The sequence below is a fragment of the Mucilaginibacter lappiensis genome, assembly GCF_900155965.1.
GTDB lineage: Bacteria > Bacteroidota > Bacteroidia > Sphingobacteriales > Sphingobacteriaceae > Mucilaginibacter > Mucilaginibacter lappiensis.
The window spans coordinates 247,629-265,529 of the sequence record NZ_FTMG01000002.1; the positions used below are offsets into that span (position 1 = coordinate 247,629).

Below are 17,901 nucleotides of genomic sequence, written 5' to 3' on the forward strand. Positions count from 1 at the left end.
CTCTCTCTTTACTGTGTCGATGGCACTGCCGTCGACACTCGCTTATTCTGTTATGAAAAAACCGCTTATTGTTATTTTCACAGCCATCGTTCTTGATGCGATTGGCATTGGACTGGTCTTTCCTATATTGCCAGGCTTGCTCCACCAGGTGACTCATTCCGGGAATGTAGCGCCTTATATTGGTATAACAACCGCAATATACGCGGTGATGCAGTTTGTGTTTGCGCCTGTACTCGGCGCACTCAGCGACAAGCTTGGCCGCCGCCCGGTGTTACTGATTTCGCTTGGTGGAGCAGCCATCAGCTATATACTGATGGCCTCGGCATCAACGCTTTGGATGCTGTTAATTGGTCGCGCTATTGCCGGGCTTACCAGTGCTAATATGGCGGTTGCAACAGCCTACATTACCGATATAACGCCTGAAGATAAACGCGCAGCCCGGTTCGGTGTTTTCAACGCGATGTTCGGTATTGGGTTTATTATCGGTCCGGTTTTGGGCGGTTTACTGGGCGATTATTGGCTTCGGCTTCCGTTCATTGTTGCTGCCGGTCTTAATGCCTGTAATATGCTGTTGGCCTTATTTGCGCTGCCAGAGTCGCGCAAACCCCAGGGCGGGAAGATTGATCTGGCAGCGCTGAATCCAATACGGCCAATGAAATGGGCTTTTTCGATGAGCGGACTAACGCCATTGATTTTAATCTTTTTCATTTTCAGCTTTTCGGGTGAAGTATACGGAACTTGCTGGGCCCTGTGGGGTGCCGACACTTTTAGGTGGGACGGATTATGGATTGGCCTTTCGCTGGGTACTTTCGGTGTTTGCCAGGCACTCGTGCAGGCTTTTCTTACCGGGCCTGCAGTGAAGCTTATGGGCGAGCGCCCAACTATATTTGTTGGTCTTGCCTGCGCTGCCCTTGCCTTGGTGGTGATGGCTTTGGCTAAACAAAGCTGGATTGTTTTTGCCATAATGCCGGTCTTCGCGCTTGGCGGCATCGGTACACCCGCGCTACAGTCTCTGGCTACAAAGCAGGTCGGAAAAGGACAGCAAGGACAATTTCAGGGAGTGCTGGCCTCTGTAATTAGCCTGTCAGCCATCATAGGTCCGCTGGTTTTTTCTTCCATATATTTTCTGGTTCAGAAAGAATGGCCCGGCGCTATCTGGCTTTCCGACATCCTTGTTTACATGATTATAGTACCCGTAGTGCTTAACCTGCGATTGAAGAAAGAAGAGCCTGATTTCATCAATGGATAATGTCCCCATCAAATAAAAGCCCCTCAGAGAAATCTGAGGAGCTTTTATTTTTGAAGCAAGATGCTTCATTTCAGCATGCTTTTTAAAGGTTATTTAGTTTCATTAGCTGATGCAGCACTGGTGTTATTTAACAAAGTGGCTATTTCGGTATTGTTTAAACCCTGAGCATAGTCAATAGCAGTTTTATGTTGTTTGTCTGTAATATCCGGTCTGGCACCATGTAACAATAAGGTATTTACTATTTCTTTGTTACCATTGTTTACGGCAGTGATCAAAGCGGTGGTACCCATTTTGTTTTTAGCATCAATTTTAGGGAAGTGACATAATATGTAACAAACACTTTCGGCATTTCCATTTTTGCAGGCCAGGATAAGCGCGGTATTTCCCAGTTTATCCTGGAAATCAACATCTACATCATTCATTTGCAGGATTAACTTTACAATGCGGGGCTGCTCGTTTTTAACAGCATTGATAATGGGTGTATTGCCTTCTGCATCTTTGGCATTTATATTGACACCGCCGCGGCTCAATAAAAATTTCACTCCGGGTGCGTCATTCTCCTGGATCGCTGTAAAAATGTTTTGTGCAAAAATTGGTAGCGACAATAGCAACGTTAATGCTAACAGCATCATTTTCTTTTTCATCATATCTTGTTTGGTGGCTTTTTCGCCGCTTTTAATAATGAGCGCATAAACGCAAAAAGCAAACCATAGCTACCCTTTATGAGGTCTAATAATCAACAACTTATAGTTGTGCGCCGCTGCTTTATAAATATTGCCTCAAAAGAAAAATATGTTGGGTATAACTGCAATCGATGACAATAGTATATTTTAAGTTGTCTCGCAATAGATTTATTAATAAGCATTTAAGCCTTGGTTCAATCGGGTTTTCTTATTAGATAATGTGCCTTCTTTCTGCAAGTTTACTTAAGTCGAGCTGTTGGGTTTAGTGCTGTTTAGAATTGGGTATAATTGAGGATTGTTTTACCCGAAGATGTCTCATTTTGTTGGATTTAATCCCCGACTAATGAATGAGTAAGGCACGATTTACTTTGGCATGCGTTCAGGATCAGAGTGGGTTAATTATCAAAAGCTATTACTGAATTGGGGCCCGGCCGTTCTTGTGTTATCGACGCTTGAGCCGATTTTACAGGTATCCATAGTTTCTTTCCAAAAGTATTTAAATCTGGGTAGGATCCTAAAAGCTTAAAGTGTTCAAATTCAAAAGGCAGCCCCTCTGCTCCCAATGGAGAATTTTCGGTAGCTATGTGAAGATGTAAGTGAGGCCCGGTTGTTTGCCCAGTAAAACCTAAAGAAGCTATCACCTCCCCTTTTTTTACTTTTTGACCAGGCTTAACTTTTATACTTCCGGGTTTCAAGTGTTCGTAAAATACAAATTGATTGGTTCCGATTTTAATAGAGATATAATTGCCCGTTGCGTTTTCGGGAGATGGAGATTTGTAGCTGGAAATAGTTTCGCTCTCCGGGAAGTCATTTTTAACCGAGGCGATAACGCCGTCGCAAACTGCCAGAACATCATTGCCGTAGCCATGCCAGTTTCTAATAGAATCTTCATTATTGGCGGCATATCGGCCATTGTTATCCAGTTTTATAAAATCAATGGCAAATCGCCCGGGGAGGCGGGCAGTTCCGTTGACGGTATAGAATACACGGCGATGCCCGGTTGACCAGGAGGGTTCATAAATTGCCGCCCATGGTCCACCATGTAACGGAGAGCCTATGATCAATGGTGCTTTCGGCAATATTTCTATCAAAGCGCCTTTTACCAAAACGGGTGTTTTTTTATTTCCATTGAACAGATCAAATCCAAGCTGATGAACTAAATGCATCCCGGTATTGCTGAACGGTAAATTAAACTCCAGGTAAATTACACCAAATGAACCCGGCGGTAGTATCATATTATCTTCTTTGGAGGATACCCCAACCCTTCTCATTCGCCCTTTTAAATGAATTTCATCAACGTTGAAAGTAGCGGAAGAATCGGTGGAGTTTAATACTTTAAGGCTTCTTAGTCTCAGGGAATCCTTTGCGAAATTGGTTATGTAGAGCTCATAGTAAATACCTGGCTTACCATTAATAACCGTTGGTGCCGAAACAAATGGCACATGCATATCAACAGTGGTTTGGTATTGTTGGGCATAACTCTTTTCAAAAGTTGATATAAGCCAGAAGATAATACAGAGGGTATACTTAATTTTCGCAGGCATTATGTTGGATGATTTATTGTCGAAACTAAAATTAGCATAATTAAAATGATGTCATCAAGCATTTTCAATAGGTATCCCTGAATATTCAACGTTAGCTGTATAGGAAATATAAATTGATGATAAATAAATATTGACTGAGGTGCAACGTATTTGATAAAAAGGTGGTCTTATGTAAGAAATAAACCAACGTCAAATCACATGAAAACATACTTTTTACTATTTGCACTGGCCTGTACCACAACTGCTGTTATGGCACAAGACGATAGCAGAACGCCATATCTTACCAAATCATTAAGCAGCGATGCCATTAACCGGGTTGTAGTAAATACCTCTGCCGGTGGTATTTCAGTTAGTGGCAGAAGCGGTGAAGCTCCGAGAGTGGAGGTTTACATCAGAGGTAATAATGGTCGCGAGCTTTCAAAAGAAGAAATCAAAAAACGCCTGGACGAGGATTATGACCTGGACGTTTCTGTTTCAGGGCATGAGCTACGTGCTATTGCTAAAAACAAGCATAATTTTTCTGATTGGAAAAGACAAATGAGCATATCATTTAAAATATATGTTCCTGAACAAACATCCACAGATCTGAGAACCAGCGGTGGTGGTATCAGCCTGGATAATTTAAAAGGAAATGAAAGCTTTACTACCAGTGGTGGAGGCTTGCAGATAGACAGGCTTAGCGGTATTGTACGTGGTGAAACCAGTGGCGGAGGTATCAATGTTTCCAATTCTGGAAATGATATTAACCTCGAGACTAGCGGTGGTGGCATTGTTGCTAAAAACTGCACAGGTAAAATTAGGTTGGAAACATCAGGTGGTGGTTTGCAGTTGGATAATCTCAACGGAAATATCAACGCCAATACCAGTGGAGGCGGCGTACGCGGCAACAATATAACCGGCGAACTAATCACCAGTACATCAGGAGGCGGTATTGATTTAAGGCAAATGGATTGCAGCTTAAACGCATCAACCAGTGCCGGCAGCCTGCATGCACAAATGAAACGGGTTGGTAAATATTTAAAACTGGATGTAAGTTCAGGCAATATTGATCTGGAGCTGCCATTGAAGCAAGGGCTTAATCTTGACCTGAGGGCCGACCGGATTAATCCTGAAAAAATAAGTGGTTTTAACGGTCAATGGGAAAAAGACCATGTACGCGGAACTGTAAATGGAGGTGGTGTCCTCGTTAATGCTGATGCCTCAAGTGGAAGTGTGAATGTGAAGTTTAATTAGTATATATTAAATAATAACACAACAAAGGCGACTCCTGAATTTCAGGAGTCGCCTTTGCTATTTAAAGAAAGAAAAATCGAATTTCAATTTATTATGTAGCTATTTTAAGCAGAGTAAAAAGGCACATTAAATTTTAAACAACACATTATTAGCTTTTTATATATTATAATATTTATGTGGTTAAACCAAATATTATAATCGCCGTCATACTCCCGATTATAAAACAAATATTAACCTTATAAACACAATTTTATGTTCAAAAAGCTACTCCTGGTAGTATTATCAGTTATTGCCTTGCAAACAGTTAAAGCACAAACCGAAAAGGGGAATCAACTCTTAGGTGCAACATTTGGGGTATCATTTACCAATTCTAACACCCGATCGGTTGATCTGGATAATAATATAAGCGATAATTCTAAGGGCAAGTTAACATCGTACTCCATTTCGCCCAGCTACAGCTATTTTATTGCAGATAAATTGGACATTGGTGCATCAGTAGGATATCAATATTCTAACCAGAAGTATGATCCATCCTATGGTGCACAGACCCAACAGCAAAGCAAAAGTTTTTCGGCCTCTGTATTTTTAAGGAAATACTTTTTATTTGATAATAAGATAGGGATACGCACAGGGCCGTACGTGGGTTATCAAAAGCAGAAACTACGGTACGTTTATACCAGCAATGAAAGCAACTATAATAGTGATAGTTATGGCGGAGGCGTAAACCTAGATTTTGTTTACTTTCCTTCTAAAAACATAGGACTTGCAGCTGGTTTAGCTAATTTAAGCTATCAGCATCAAAAATTTACTGGTAACAGCCAGGGCAATGCAAACACCTTTAATTTAAATTTTGTAAACTCTTTTATTCTGTCTGCTTATTACGCATTCGGAAAATAATTAAATCCTACAACCAAACCACAATGAGGCCTTGGATCGATATGATTTAAGGCTTTTTTGTTTTCGGATGGCGAAAAGGGCATAAAATTATTTATAAAAAACCGAGTAAAAACGATGTTTATTTTAGTTAATTAATTGAAAATGAGATAAATATTAAATAAAATATTTATATTTTAAATAAATAAATATGACGCTGCTTATAGGATGATAAACTTTGTTGCTAACCAATTAATCAAAGCCGGTTTTTAATTCTAAAATATGCGTAGATCTATACTCATTGCAGCGCTTATGCTCCATGCTGTGCTTTTTGTACAGGCACAGGAAATAACATCGCCCGATAAAAACCTCACGCTCAAATTTGAGCTGCAGGGAAACGGCGTACCAACCTATCAGCTCCATTACAAACAAAGGGAAGTAATTAAACCCAGTAAACTCGGATTGGAAACGAAGGATGTGCCCTCGTTTTTAGATGGTTTTACCATCACCAAAACAGAGCAAGGCACTTTTGATGAGTCCTGGAACCCGGTTTGGGGCGAAGAAAAAACAATCCGTAACCATTATAACGAATTGTTAGTGACGCTGACACAAAAGGCTGTTCAGGATAGGTATATCCGCATCCGTTTCCGTTTATTTAATGATGGCCTGGGTTTCCGGTATGAGTTCCCCTCGCAAAAAAATCTGAACTACTTTATTATTAAAGAAGAGCATACCCAATTTGCCTTAACCGGCGACCATAAAGCATTTTGGCTGCCCGGCGATTTTGATACGCAGGAATATGAAACGGTAACCTCCAATCTTTCGGAAATACGGGGTAAAATGAAGGCTGCCGTTACGCCTAATGTATCTCAAACCACTTTTTCGCCAACAGGGGTACAAACACCGCTGATGCTGAAAAGTAAGGACGGTCTGTATATCAACATACACGAAGCCGCTTTGATTGATTATTCGTGCATGTCACTAAACCTGGATGATAAGAATTTTGTACTGGAATCATTTTTAACCCCCGATGCCATCGGCGATAAAGGTTATATGCAGGCACCAACCCAATCACCATGGCGCACGGTAATCGTGAGTGATAAAGCCGCAGGCATACTGGAATCAAGATTGATCTTAAACTTAAACGAGCCAACCAAATACAAGGATGTATCCTGGATAAAGCCCATTAAATATGTGGGTGTTTGGTGGGAAATGATCACCGGTAAAAGTACCTGGGCCTATACCGATCTGGAAAACGTGCAGCTGGGAATAACCGATTATTCAAAAACTAAGCCCAATGGCAAGCATGGCGCTACTACGCAGCATGTAAAGGAATATATTGACTTTGCCGCTAAAAACGGTTTGGATGCCGTGCTGGTTGAAGGTTGGAACCAGGGCTGGGAAGACTGGTTTGGCAAAACCAAAGATTATGTATTTGATTTTGTAACCCCCTACCCCGATTTTGATGTAAAAGAAATACATCGTTATGCAGCCTCAAAAGGTATCAAGATTATTATGCACCATGAAACATCAGGCTCTGTACGCAACTATGAACGTCATCTGGATACAGCGTATAAGTTTATGGTGGAGAATGGCTACAACGCCGTAAAAAGCGGCTACGTTGGGCAGATCATCCCCCGGGGCGAGCATCATTACGGACAATGGCTGGTCAATCATTATTTATATGATATTACCAAAGCTGCCGACTATAAAATTATGGTGAACGCACATGAAGCGGTACGGCCGACAGGACTATGCCGTACCTACCCGAACCTGATAGGTAATGAAGCGGCCAGGGGAACAGAGTATGAAGCTTTCGGTGGTAACAATCCGGATCATACCACTATTTTGCCATTTACCAGGTTGATGGGAGGCCCTATGGACTATACCCCGGGTATATTTGAAACACAATGCAGTGTTTACAATCCCGAAAATAAATCATTTGTGCATACCACCCTGGTACACCAACTGGCTTTGTATGTGACCATGTACAGTCCGCTGCAAATGGCGGCCGATTTGCCCGAAACCTATAATAAATATATGGACGCGTTCCAGTTTATCAAAGATGTTGCTGTTGACTGGGACGAGAGCCATATCCTGGAAGCAGAACCTGGTGATTATATCACCATTGCCCGTAAAGCCAAAAATAAAGAAGAATGGTACATAGGCAGTATTACCGACGAAAACCCGCGTATAGCTAACATTACATTTGAATACTTGCCCAAAGGCAAAACTTACGAAGCAACAGTTTATGCCGATGGTAAGGACGCCAGTTATGATAAAAATCCGAAAAGCTATGCTATCCGGAAGATCAAAGTAACGTCTAAAACTATACTGAAACAGCCTGTTGCTTCTGGAGGGGGCATGGCTATCAGTATCAAATAAAAAGGATGAGTGCAGAGAGATAGGTGATTGAAATATATTAGTTTAAGGGGAACCCGCTATGGATAGCGGGTTTTTTTGTGCGGGGTTCATCATATGTGGGGACGCCCAATTTTTGCTGCGCAGCTTTTTTCCTATCTTGCATTTTTTGAAAACCAAATGAAGAGACTATTCTTATTAACGTTATTGAGCCTTTTTGCGGCTACTTTAACATTTGCGCAGCAACCGGACTTTATTCAAAACAAACTCGATGCCTATATTAAACAAGGCTTAAAAGACTGGAACCTTCCGGGTTTGGCCATAGCCATTGTAAAAGATGGTAAAACCGTGATCATGAAAGGCTATGGTGTGAGGGACATTAAAACCAATGAACCAGTTGACGAAAACACCCTATTTATGATAGCTAGTAACAGCAAGCTGTTTACCGGTACGGCATTAGCGCAGTTAGATGTGGATAAAAAACTGTCGCTTGATGACAAGATCACCAAATATTTTCCGGGTTACTCGGTGTATGACCCCTCTACCACGCCCTTGTTGACTATTAAAGATTTGTTGGGGCACCATTTAGGTACTAAAACTTTCCAGGGCGATTTTACCTTTTGGAATACTACCCTGTCCCGCCAGGAAATTATGAACCGGATGAAACTCCTGAAACCATCGATGGAATTCAGGCAGAGCTTTGGCTATTGCAATAGCTGCTTTTTAACCGCGGGTCAGGTGATACAACAGGTTACCGGTAAACCATGGGAAACCTATATTCAGGATAGCATCTTAACCCCACTGGGCATGAGCAATACCTATCCGCTAACCCTGGGTATAGCGGCGCGCAAAGATGTTTCCAAACCATATACCAATGCTTTTACAGGCCAGATGGTTGAATTACCCTATGACCAGGTGGATAACCTGGCACCGGCAGGCAGCATCGTGAGTAACGTAAAGGATGTGGCTAAATGGCTCACCATGCAATTGGATAGCGGCAAATATGAAGGTAAACAGATCATTGCCTGGAAAGCCCTTCAAAAAACCCGCGACGAAAATACCATTGTGAGCAGCAGGGCATCTGCAGTTTATCCTATGCACTTTAGGGGTTATGGCCTGGGTGTATTTGAGGCCGATTATAATGGCAAACAGATTTTCTGGCATACCGGCGGTGCAAACGGTTTTGTAACCAATACCTGTTTTGTGCCCGAAGAGAAACTGGCCATCACCATTTTAACCAATAACGATAACCAAAGCTTTTTTGAAGCCCTGCGTTACCAGATCCTGGATGCCTACCTGGGCGTTCCTTATATCGACCGCAGCCAGGCTATGTTAAAATACTTTAACCCCGATCAAAAGGAAACGGTAAAGAAAACCGATGATATGCTGGCGCGTGTAAAAGGGAAAGCGCCGGAACTTTCGCTTGCTGCTTACGCTGGCAAATATCAAAACCCGCTTTACGGGCAAATGGATATTTCGGTCAGTAAAAAAGACCTGTTGATTAAATTCAGCAATCATCAATACCTTACCGCTTCGCTAAAATATATGGATAATGGCGAATGGGTATTGGCATACAACAATCTTGCATTTGGTATTTTCCCGCTCAAGTTTAAAATAGACGGCAATAAAGTAGTATCTACAGAAATTAAAGTGAACGATGGATTGGAATATGATCCTTATTTGTTCACGAAAGAGAATTAACCAGATAAGATATCATAGAAAGGCCGTTGCAGATTTCCTGTATCGGCCTTTTTTATAAATGGATTATTCTATTTTTGACTTCTCCGGTTTACTGATAAATCCTGCCTTATACAATGCTCGGTTAACATCACCGGCTGATACATTTTCTACCGGAAATACGACCCTGTCATTACCTAACCAAACCTGTTGAGCGGATGTCAGATCAACCAGGTAGTAAAGAATTGAATAGCTGGGATTGCTTCCCGTCACCGTATTATTAGAATCATGAATGATTGCTCTGTGGGTATTTAAACTAATGATCAAAACAGCTTCAGCCCCGCTATTCCGGAGCCGGTTCAGATAATCGGCATAGGAAATATTTTCATGTATTTTAAACACATCTGCAGATTTAATGATGCTTGTTTCCGACGAGGATAACTTGCCGGCAAACTTATCTTCCAATACTGTTCGCTCCGGCATGTCTTTCAAATTATTAAAAACCGGATTCACGATACTATCGAATGATTGTTTACTGAAATCACGGAGCTCATCATGTGTGTCAATAACTGTGAGGGCTATTTTTTTATAAGGATGATCCGCCTGGATTGGGGTAACGGTTTTAAGCGTTGTACCGCAACTGCTGCCTAAAGAAATGGTCAATAACAAGGCGAAATATTTTACTGCGCCAGGGATGCGAAAAGTTGGAGGAGATTTGAATAAGGTCATATAACTTATATTAGATGCCTAATAGGAGTTATAAATAGTAAAATGGTTTAAATGCTTGGATAAATATAACCGAAAAAGTACAAAAAACGCTATTTCTTAAAAAGAGAGCCCTACCCCTCCCTGCACCCTAAATCCGCTATTTACAACCTCGTTTAACTGGGTTTTATCAACCTGACCATTATTAAGATAAAGCTCATCGGTGCCATTGCCGGTTTGCCAGTTGAAGTATCCGGCCCCGGCATGTATGCTGAGGTTGCGATAGATGGTATATACAAATTGCCCGCCGGCATCAACCCCATAACCATCGGCATGGTGACGATAGCTGACCGGGTGCTGAAAAGTTTGGATCAGATTCCAGTTGGCCTTGCTGTTATAAGTAACCTGGTTATAGGTAACATCGGCAGCGAATTTTAAATTTTTGATGATGCGTACAGAGGATGTTACTTTTAAAAAGGCCCCTTTCCAGTTGGGTTGGTAAGTACTGTTCAGATCGGGAAAATTACCGGTGCGATCCAGTAAATGTAACGACTGTTTGCTCATCGTATACCCTACGTAAGGTATCAGGCTAAAACGCTCGTTATTGATCAGTATAAAACCGGCCCCGGCGTTCCAAAGGGAAGTGTTGCCTTCATCGCCATTAAATGTTTCGTGATAAGTAGGATTGGTTCGATTATCGGCCCCATAATCAGTATCGGTTACAGATCCCGATGATATAGATTGCCGGTTGTAGCTAGCGTATAGGGAAAATCGTTTCCATACATTCCATTGTACATTGGTGGCTATGTTTTGCCCTCCCAGATGTTGCCATTTAAGTTCCGAATAAATATTAGGGTTTTGACCATTCAGATTACCGGCTATTGACCAGTGAAAATTTTGCTGCTGATAACCTGTGGATAAGGATACCTGCAGTTTTTTTTCGATAGACTGAGCATACAAAGACGATATGCCGTTAACAAATACAAAGCAAAAACCTATAAATTTTTTCATCAGGTATATAAAAAAGCCTGCCTCTTGGGGTAAGGCAGGCTAAATATAAGGATTTGGGTTTATTGATTTATAGCAAAAGCTTCCCAACCCGAGGCCGTTGTTCGGGTACAGGTCATGGGCTGTGTGCCATTCTCGCTCGAGATGAAATCGCCATTATTCCCTCTGAGCGTAACTTTGCCATCGGAGGTTGGGATCCAATCAAATTTTTCCCAGTCGCTAACGGTAGTGCGATTACAGGTAATGGCTTGTGTGCCATTTTCTGAAGACACATATTTACCCATGCTTTGCAGCGCAACTTTGCCACCGCCAGCATCAACCACGGTAAAAGTTTCCCATGTGGAAGCAGTTGGACGGTTGCAGTTCATGGCCTGCGTACCGTTTTCGCTGCTTACATATTGGTTATTAAAACCTTTAAGGGTGATGTTTTGACCAATAGGTGGGTTTGATGGAGGCGTGCTGGTGCCCGAAAGATCATAAACGCGCACATAATCAACCTGCATGTTACAAGGCAGGGAACCATTATCAATGTTATTGCCGGGCAAGTCGCCGCCGATAGCCAGGTTCAGGATAATAAAGAACGGATTGTGGAATGCGCCTGTATTGTTAATATTGTTGGCAATATTGCCGGTTACATACAGGGTATTATCCACATACCAGCGGATAGAGTTAGTATCCCACTCCACAGCGTAGGTATGGAAACCGGTTGGGCTGGTCGTAGTACTGCCACCATATTGGGTATGCTGATTGCCACCAGCCACGGCCCAATGCATGGTTCCCAGGATAGTATTGGAGGTGTTAACCTGCTCCATAATATCAATTTCACCGCAGCTTGGCCATGGTGTACCATTGTTGATACTGGCGCCCAGCATCCAGAAAGCCGGCCAGGTGCCCTGTACTGCAGGCAGCTTGATACTGGCTTCGATGCGGCCATACGTTGGGGCAAACTTGCCCGCAGTAGTTAGCTTGGCCGAAGTGTATGGCTGGCCGCCCACCGATTGCTGACGTGCGGTAATAGTAAGTAATCCTCCTCCTACCGTGGCATTGGCCGACTGATAGTACTCTTTTTCGTTATTCACATTTGGATTGCCGTTTTCAATGTTCCAGTTGGCCGTGTTTACGCTGGAGCCGTTAAACTCGTCAGACCATATCAACGTGCCTGCCCTTGGCGTACTAACTTGTGTAGGATCGGCTTTCGAAGCCGCGGACTTGTTCAGGTCTTTTTTACACGATGCGGTAAATACCAGGAGCGCCATTACTATAAGGGCTCCTTTTGCAGAAATTAAAAATGATTTCATAATGTCGGTTTATGTTAATAATTAAGTGGTTGTAACAAAACTGATGATGGTTTGGCTCAGACTATGGCAAGCTGTATACCCGTACATAATCAACCTGCATGGTGCATGGTAAGGCGCCATCATTAATGGTATTGCCAGGCAAATCGCCTCCAATAGCCAGGTTCAGGATAATGAAAAATGGATTGTGAAAAGCGCCGGTATTGTTAATGTTATTGGTAATGTTGCCGGTTACATAATTGTTGCCATCAACAAACCATTTGATACCGGTACTGGTCCATTCTATAGCATAAGTATGAAAATCGGTTACGCTGGTTGTGGTGTTGCCGCCATATTGAGTATGTTGGTTGCCACCGGCAACGGCCCAATGCATGGTTCCTAAAATGGTGCTGGAAGTATTCACCTGCTCCATAATGTCCATTTCGCCGCAGCTTGGCCAAGGGGTACCATTGTTGATACTGGCGCCCAGCGTCCAGAAAGCCGGCCAGGTCCCTTGTACTGCGGGTAGTTTGATTCGCGCTTCGATACGGCCATAAGTTGGCTGAAACTTGCCCGCAGTTGTTAGCTTACCCGAGGTGTAAGGCTGCCCGCCAACACTTTGTTTACGTGCCGTAATATTCAGGAAGCCTCCGGATACGGTAATGTTGGATGATTGGTAAAATTCCTTTTCATTGTTTACACCGGGGTTGCCATTAATAATGTTCCAGTTGTTGGTGTTTACACTGGTGCCGTTAAACTCGTCAGACCATACCAGCGTGCCCGCCCTTGGTGTGCTCACTTGGGTTGGGTCGGTTTGTGAAGCGGCTGGTTTGTTAAGGTCCTTTTTACAGGATGTTGTTAGTGCCAAAAGCGCCATGGCTGCCACGGCTCCTTTGGTGATGTTTAAAATTGGTTTCATAAGATAGGTATGTTAATGGTTAAGTAGTTAGTTGCATACATTATTGGTTTATGCCAAAAGCCTCCCAGCCCGATGCGGTAGCACGGGTGCAGGTCATGGCTTGTGTGCCGTTTTCGCTGGATACGAATTTGCTGTTGTTGCCGCGGAGGGTAACCTTGCCATCGGTGGTAAGTATCCAGTCAAACTTTTCGGTATCGGTGATAGAGGTACGGTTACAGGTAATGGCCTGTGTACCGTTTTCTGAGGATACATACTTGCCCATGGCTTGCAACGCGACTTTGCCGCCGCCTGCATCAACCACAGTAAATGTTTCCCATGCCGATGCCGTTGGTCGGTTGCAGTTCATGGCCTGTGTGCCATTCTCGCTGCTTACATATTGGTTATTAAATCCCTTAAGTGTGACGGTAGAACCTATTGGAGCTCCCGTTCCCGTACCTCCACCCGATGATTGGGTACCCGACCATTTGAAGGTGGCCACCGCGCCGGCTGCCAGGCTATAAGTAAACGACTCGGCACCCCATTTCACCTTAAAGCTAACGGCAGATGATCCGTTGTTTAAAGCTACAAGAACCTTACTGCCATCAGAGTTTTTGAAAGCCACATTTTGGATACTACCGGATAAATTCGACGAAATACGAACAGCTCCTGGGCGTACAAACCGTGCCGCGTGACCAATAATATAGTAACCAACATTACGGGTAATAGATGTACCGCTTACAGTAATACCGCCCAAGCAGGTGCTACAGCCCCCTGGTGTGTGTGGGTTGTTATTCGGGTCTGATGCCAGGTTCCACTCCAGTACATTGCGGCTCCAGTTGCGGGTAGCACCAATGATGAGGGTATTAAGGTGCCAGGAAAGATCGCCGCCAAAATTGCTTGGTGCGCCAACCCATTGCTCGGTAAAATAAACGTTCTTGTTAGGATAGGCATTGTGCACATCTGTCAATGCGCCAATGCTGCCTGCGTACAGGTGGAAGGCTGAGCCATCTACATAAGGATTAGCTCCTCCATCTGCCAGTACGGCTTCGGGGTAATCTATCCTGTCGGTATTGTGATCATAGGCGATGATCTTGGTATTCAGGCCGGCGCCTTGTAATTGTGGTCCCAGGTTGTTTTTGATAAAATTAGCCTGCTCACTGGCCTGCATCACCATACTTGGATTATTATTGGGATTCAGCGGCTCATTTTGGGGGGTTATGGCATCAATTGTAATGCCTTGCGCCTGCATGGCTTGTATGTATTTTACAAAGTAACGGGCATAAGCATCATAGTATGCGGTATTCAAGCTACCACCGGTATAACCGTTATTACCGGTGGTGTTTACCTTCATCCAGGTTGGGGCCGTCCATGGGGTGGCCAGTATTTTGATAGATGGATTAATGGCTAGTATTTTTTTGAGGATAGGGATCAGATCCTGGTTTTCCTGGCTGATGCTGAAGTTGTTCATGTTTACATCGCCCGATGTTTGATTATACGTAAAATCGCTGGAGCTCAAGTCGGATGCGCCAATGCTTATACGTAAATAACTAATCCCGATTTGCCCGTTGGAGGTACCAAAAAGTTCATTCAATACAGCGGCCTGGTTACCACCAAGGCCATTGAGCAAGCCTGCGCTGCCGCCGGTTAAGGTAAAGCCAAATCCATCAATACCCTGGTAAGTGGTGTTTTCGTCAACGGTTACGGTGGTAGCATTAGTACCGGCATCGGCAGCAAAATTGAAACTGGCTTGTGCCTCTAATTGTTTCGACCTGTCGGATGTCGTAACCCAGGCATTCACCACTTCATTTGCAGCACGCGATACGGTTTGCGTACCCTGCCCAGGAGCGGCGGCTGAAGCACGGGAATCCTTTTTGCAGGAATAAAATATCCCGGCGGATAGCAGGATAAATGCCGCCAGCCATTTTAAATTGTAATTGATCTTCATAAGTTGTTATTAGTTAATTAATTGGTTTTTGTGCATGAATCCTAACGGGCCGTTTATCTGCAACATGCGCAAAGCGCCTCATGTAATTTAACCACAGCTTAAAATAATTGAAATTTTAACCCGTGTATCAATTACACCAGCGTAAATGTTTTTCAGAAAGGCAACGTTATGTACGGTTTATAAATGTTGTAACAAATTTATGTTATTTTAAACGTAATAAGCAAGAAAAATATTCATAAATAACTGATTAATAATAAGTTATATTGAATTCGATACGCTTTAAACGCAGACTCATAAACTTTATAATAGGGCTGCTTAATGGTATAGGGAAGGTTTTTATAAATAAAATGAATATTTGTGATACGCTTGTATCGCAATTAATTTTAAAGAAAAAAGCGGGGGGGGGCTATACTTGAAAGTATAGTAAGAGCCTAATAAACAGGACGATGGATTAATTGGCCGAATTGTCGATCACTAGCTTGCTCCAGCCTTTATTGCCGGCATCTTTGATTTCTTTCTTCCTGGTTTCCATCACTTTTTTAATACGCGAACTATAGGCCCAGCAGGTACTTTGACGGATAGACAGGATCTCAGATAGCTTATGCGATGATATTTTTCCTTTAGTAGAATACATTAAAAATATCATATAAAAGGCCTTATTGATAGGTATGCGCGTATTCTGTAAAATGGTATAAGCTATTACCGATTCTTCATAGCCGCATTTGGAGCATCTACGGCTATAAGGTAAGTGTCCGCTGCCATAATGGGTGTTATTACATTTGCGGCAGGCATAGCCGTTAGCCCATTTCAAGTCTGACAGAAACTTAAAGCAGGTTTCCCGGTCTGGATATATCCTGCTGAATTCCTCAAAATCAACCTCGGCCGACATTACACGGTCGTGCGTCACTTTTTCAATGTCGTTATGTAAAATGATATTATCCTTTTCCAGTAATATATTCATCCTCGAAATTTCTTCGGCTTGCTGCTGCAACAATTCATTAACGGACCGGAGCTCTTCGTTCTGCTCGGCTATCATGCCCGATTTTTCGACCAGCTCTTTGGTGCGCTCCTGTACCTGCTCTTCCAGGCGTTTGTTGAGTACATCTTTAAGCTCCTCGTTTTGCTTCATTTGCATCATAATGCTATGCTGGGCATCATCCTTTTCCTTTTTCAATATCCTTACCTTATCGCCAATGGCAAAAGAGATAAACAGCATTTCCATAATAAAGCAACCACTCAGACTGTAATAATCAAACTCGGTAACGGGCAACCACCATATATTGAGGGCTATACAGCTTTTGATAATAAAGCCGATGAGCAAAAAACTATAACCTATCACAAAAAAACGTGCCGGCTTATACCCGGTAAGTAAAGTATAACAACCCGCATAAAACGCGAGCGACAAAGGAATAAATTCAACGATCTTGTAATTGAACCAGCAGTTATTGATGAAAAGGCAGGCGGCAAAAAACAAACAGCGACCTAAAATTACCCAGCGGATCAGCTTGTTTAAGCGCGGGGCGTTCTTCTTTAAATTAAGCAGTTTTTGGGTAAATAGCACCGCGAAAATACTGGCGGCAAATAAGGCTATGCCATAGGCGTACTGGTTCCAGAAGGGAGCGTTTGGCCACATGTACTGATAAGCAATACCATCGGCACACATTTCATATAAGCCAATGCTGATATTGTAGGCGATGTAATACAGGTATTGTATCTGCCGCATAGCAATAAACATCATGAAATTGTACAGGCCAAATACCAATATCATCCCATAAAAAACACCAAAGAAGAAATACTCATCCAGCGCGTAGCTGATAAACCGGCTTACCGAACGTAATACAATGATGATATTTACCGAATGGTTTGATTTGATACGAACGTAATAAACACCATCGTTATCGGTATTGGGGTTAAGGTTTAACGTAAGGTTTTTATGCTGATAGAACCGCGCCCCGAAGGGATGCTGGCTGCCAAGGGATGTTACCAGGTAATTACCCTGCGTTCCGGGCGAATAAACAGTAATGCTATCAATGGTTTGATCAAAAAACTCCAGTATCCAGCTGTTTTTGGTGCCCGGGGTTTTACCTATCTTCAAACGATACCAGTAGGCCGAGCCAAAATGTTTGGTTACCGGGGTGGGTTCGGTATTAATTTTAAAACCACCGGCAAGCGCCAGGCTTTTTACCTGGTTAAAAGTAAGTTTCCCGGTAGTATCTTCCAGGTATAAGAGTTGTTTGTATTCAAATATATGTTGCTGAACCTTATCATTGATGGGTACTATATTTTGAGCGCATGCGTTTACAATAAGGCACAAAAGCAGTACCTGGGTTATCTGAAAAGACCGCAATAAAAATTTCAACATGCTCACTCGCAGGGTAAGGAATCTTCGGTACCGATAATTTAATAATTACTGGTACCGAAGCTGGTTAGTTTTGGTTAGCGTCAGGCCGG

General features: G+C 42.9%; 13 protein-coding genes. 5 read left to right on the top strand and 8 right to left on the bottom strand.

The features are described 5' to 3' along the window. Positions 1–52 precede the first annotated feature (52 nt). Positions 53–1,249, top strand: a complete 1,197-nt coding sequence (locus BW976_RS05225; RefSeq protein WP_076371857.1) for a TCR/Tet family MFS transporter — start codon at positions 53–55, stop codon at positions 1,247–1,249. 89 nt (positions 1,250–1,338) lie between these two features. On the opposite strand, the gene BW976_RS05230 is transcribed toward BW976_RS05225, so the two are convergent. Beyond that, the gene (locus tag BW976_RS05230; RefSeq protein WP_084192076.1) at positions 1,339–1,896 is read right to left on the bottom strand and encodes an ankyrin repeat domain-containing protein; all 558 of its coding nucleotides are present in this window, start codon (positions 1,894–1,896) and stop codon (positions 1,339–1,341) included. 431 nt (positions 1,897–2,327) lie between these two features. Continuing rightward, on the bottom strand, positions 2,328–3,476 hold the full coding sequence (locus BW976_RS05235) for a M23 family metallopeptidase (RefSeq protein WP_076371142.1): 1,149 nt from the start codon (positions 3,474–3,476) through the stop codon (positions 2,328–2,330). Positions 3,477–3,674: 198 nt separating this feature from the next. Here BW976_RS05235 and BW976_RS05240 point away from each other — a divergent pair, with 198 nt between their 5' ends. The 4 genes from BW976_RS05240 to BW976_RS05255 all read left to right on the top strand — a co-directional run bounded on the left by BW976_RS05240 (position 3,675) and on the right by BW976_RS05255 (position 9,644). Next, a complete protein-coding gene (locus BW976_RS05240; protein WP_076371144.1) occupies positions 3,675–4,709 on the top strand; it encodes a DUF4097 family beta strand repeat-containing protein in 1,035 nt (344 codons plus the stop codon). Positions 4,710–4,961: 252 nt separating this feature from the next. Continuing rightward, positions 4,962–5,606, top strand: a complete 645-nt coding sequence (locus tag BW976_RS05245; RefSeq protein ID WP_076371146.1) for an autotransporter domain-containing protein — start codon at positions 4,962–4,964, stop codon at positions 5,604–5,606. A 258-nt stretch (positions 5,607–5,864) separates the two neighbouring features. Continuing rightward, positions 5,865–7,967 (top strand): glycoside hydrolase family 97 protein, encoded by a 2,103-nt coding sequence (locus BW976_RS05250; RefSeq protein WP_076371148.1) that lies wholly within the window; start codon positions 5,865–5,867, stop codon positions 7,965–7,967. A gap of 156 nt (positions 7,968–8,123) precedes the next feature. Next, the gene (locus BW976_RS05255; protein ID WP_076371859.1) at positions 8,124–9,644 is read left to right on the top strand and encodes a serine hydrolase; all 1,521 of its coding nucleotides are present in this window, start codon (positions 8,124–8,126) and stop codon (positions 9,642–9,644) included. Between the two features lie 63 nt (positions 9,645–9,707). Here the strand turns inward: BW976_RS05255 and BW976_RS05260 are convergent, their stop codons facing one another. The 6 genes from BW976_RS05260 to BW976_RS05285 form a co-directional block, all read right to left on the bottom strand. Beyond that, positions 9,708–10,349 (bottom strand): hypothetical protein, encoded by a 642-nt coding sequence (locus BW976_RS05260; RefSeq protein ID WP_076371150.1) that lies wholly within the window; start codon positions 10,347–10,349, stop codon positions 9,708–9,710. A gap of 96 nt (positions 10,350–10,445) precedes the next feature. Beyond that, positions 10,446–11,336 carry a hypothetical protein gene (locus BW976_RS05265; protein ID WP_076371152.1) on the bottom strand — a complete coding sequence of 297 codons (891 nt, stop codon included), beginning with the start codon at positions 11,334–11,336 and terminating at the stop codon, positions 10,446–10,448. Positions 11,337–11,395: 59 nt separating this feature from the next. After that, the gene (locus tag BW976_RS05270) at positions 11,396–12,631 is read right to left on the bottom strand and encodes a family 16 glycosylhydrolase (protein ID WP_076371154.1); all 1,236 of its coding nucleotides are present in this window, start codon (positions 12,629–12,631) and stop codon (positions 11,396–11,398) included. Positions 12,632–12,692: 61 nt separating this feature from the next. Beyond that, on the bottom strand, positions 12,693–13,526 hold the full coding sequence (locus BW976_RS05275) for a glycoside hydrolase family 16 protein (RefSeq protein WP_076371156.1): 834 nt from the start codon (positions 13,524–13,526) through the stop codon (positions 12,693–12,695). A gap of 40 nt (positions 13,527–13,566) precedes the next feature. After that, on the bottom strand, positions 13,567–15,450 hold the full coding sequence (locus BW976_RS05280; protein WP_076371158.1) for a glycoside hydrolase family 30 beta sandwich domain-containing protein: 1,884 nt from the start codon (positions 15,448–15,450) through the stop codon (positions 13,567–13,569). Positions 15,451–15,901: 451 nt separating this feature from the next. Then, positions 15,902–17,812 (bottom strand): 7TM diverse intracellular signaling domain-containing protein, encoded by a 1,911-nt coding sequence (locus BW976_RS05285; protein WP_076371160.1) that lies wholly within the window; start codon positions 17,810–17,812, stop codon positions 15,902–15,904. Between the last annotated feature and the right edge of the window lie 89 nt (positions 17,813–17,901).

Excerpts from the sequence above, each read along its gene's own strand:
- BW976_RS05225 (WP_076371857.1), top strand. The coding sequence starts at position 53 with ATGAAAAAACCGCTTATTGTTATTTTCACAGCCATCGTTCTTGATGCG.
- BW976_RS05230 (WP_084192076.1), bottom strand. The coding sequence starts at position 1,896 with ATGATGAAAAAGAAAATGATGCTGTTAGCATTAACGTTGCTATTGTCG.
- BW976_RS05235 (WP_076371142.1), bottom strand. The coding sequence starts at position 3,476 with ATGCCTGCGAAAATTAAGTATACCCTCTGTATTATCTTCTGGCTTATA.
- BW976_RS05240 (WP_076371144.1), top strand. The coding sequence starts at position 3,675 with ATGAAAACATACTTTTTACTATTTGCACTGGCCTGTACCACAACTGCT.
- BW976_RS05245 (WP_076371146.1), top strand. The coding sequence starts at position 4,962 with ATGTTCAAAAAGCTACTCCTGGTAGTATTATCAGTTATTGCCTTGCAA.
- BW976_RS05250 (WP_076371148.1), top strand. The coding sequence starts at position 5,865 with ATGCGTAGATCTATACTCATTGCAGCGCTTATGCTCCATGCTGTGCTT.
- BW976_RS05255 (WP_076371859.1), top strand. The coding sequence starts at position 8,124 with ATGAAGAGACTATTCTTATTAACGTTATTGAGCCTTTTTGCGGCTACT.
- BW976_RS05260 (WP_076371150.1), bottom strand. The coding sequence starts at position 10,349 with ATGACCTTATTCAAATCTCCTCCAACTTTTCGCATCCCTGGCGCAGTA.
- BW976_RS05265 (WP_076371152.1), bottom strand. The coding sequence starts at position 11,336 with ATGAAAAAATTTATAGGTTTTTGCTTTGTATTTGTTAACGGCATATCG.
- BW976_RS05270 (WP_076371154.1), bottom strand. The coding sequence starts at position 12,631 with ATGAAATCATTTTTAATTTCTGCAAAAGGAGCCCTTATAGTAATGGCG.
- BW976_RS05275 (WP_076371156.1), bottom strand. The coding sequence starts at position 13,526 with ATGAAACCAATTTTAAACATCACCAAAGGAGCCGTGGCAGCCATGGCG.
- BW976_RS05280 (WP_076371158.1), bottom strand. The coding sequence starts at position 15,450 with ATGAAGATCAATTACAATTTAAAATGGCTGGCGGCATTTATCCTGCTA.
- BW976_RS05285 (WP_076371160.1), bottom strand. The coding sequence starts at position 17,812 with ATGTTGAAATTTTTATTGCGGTCTTTTCAGATAACCCAGGTACTGCTT.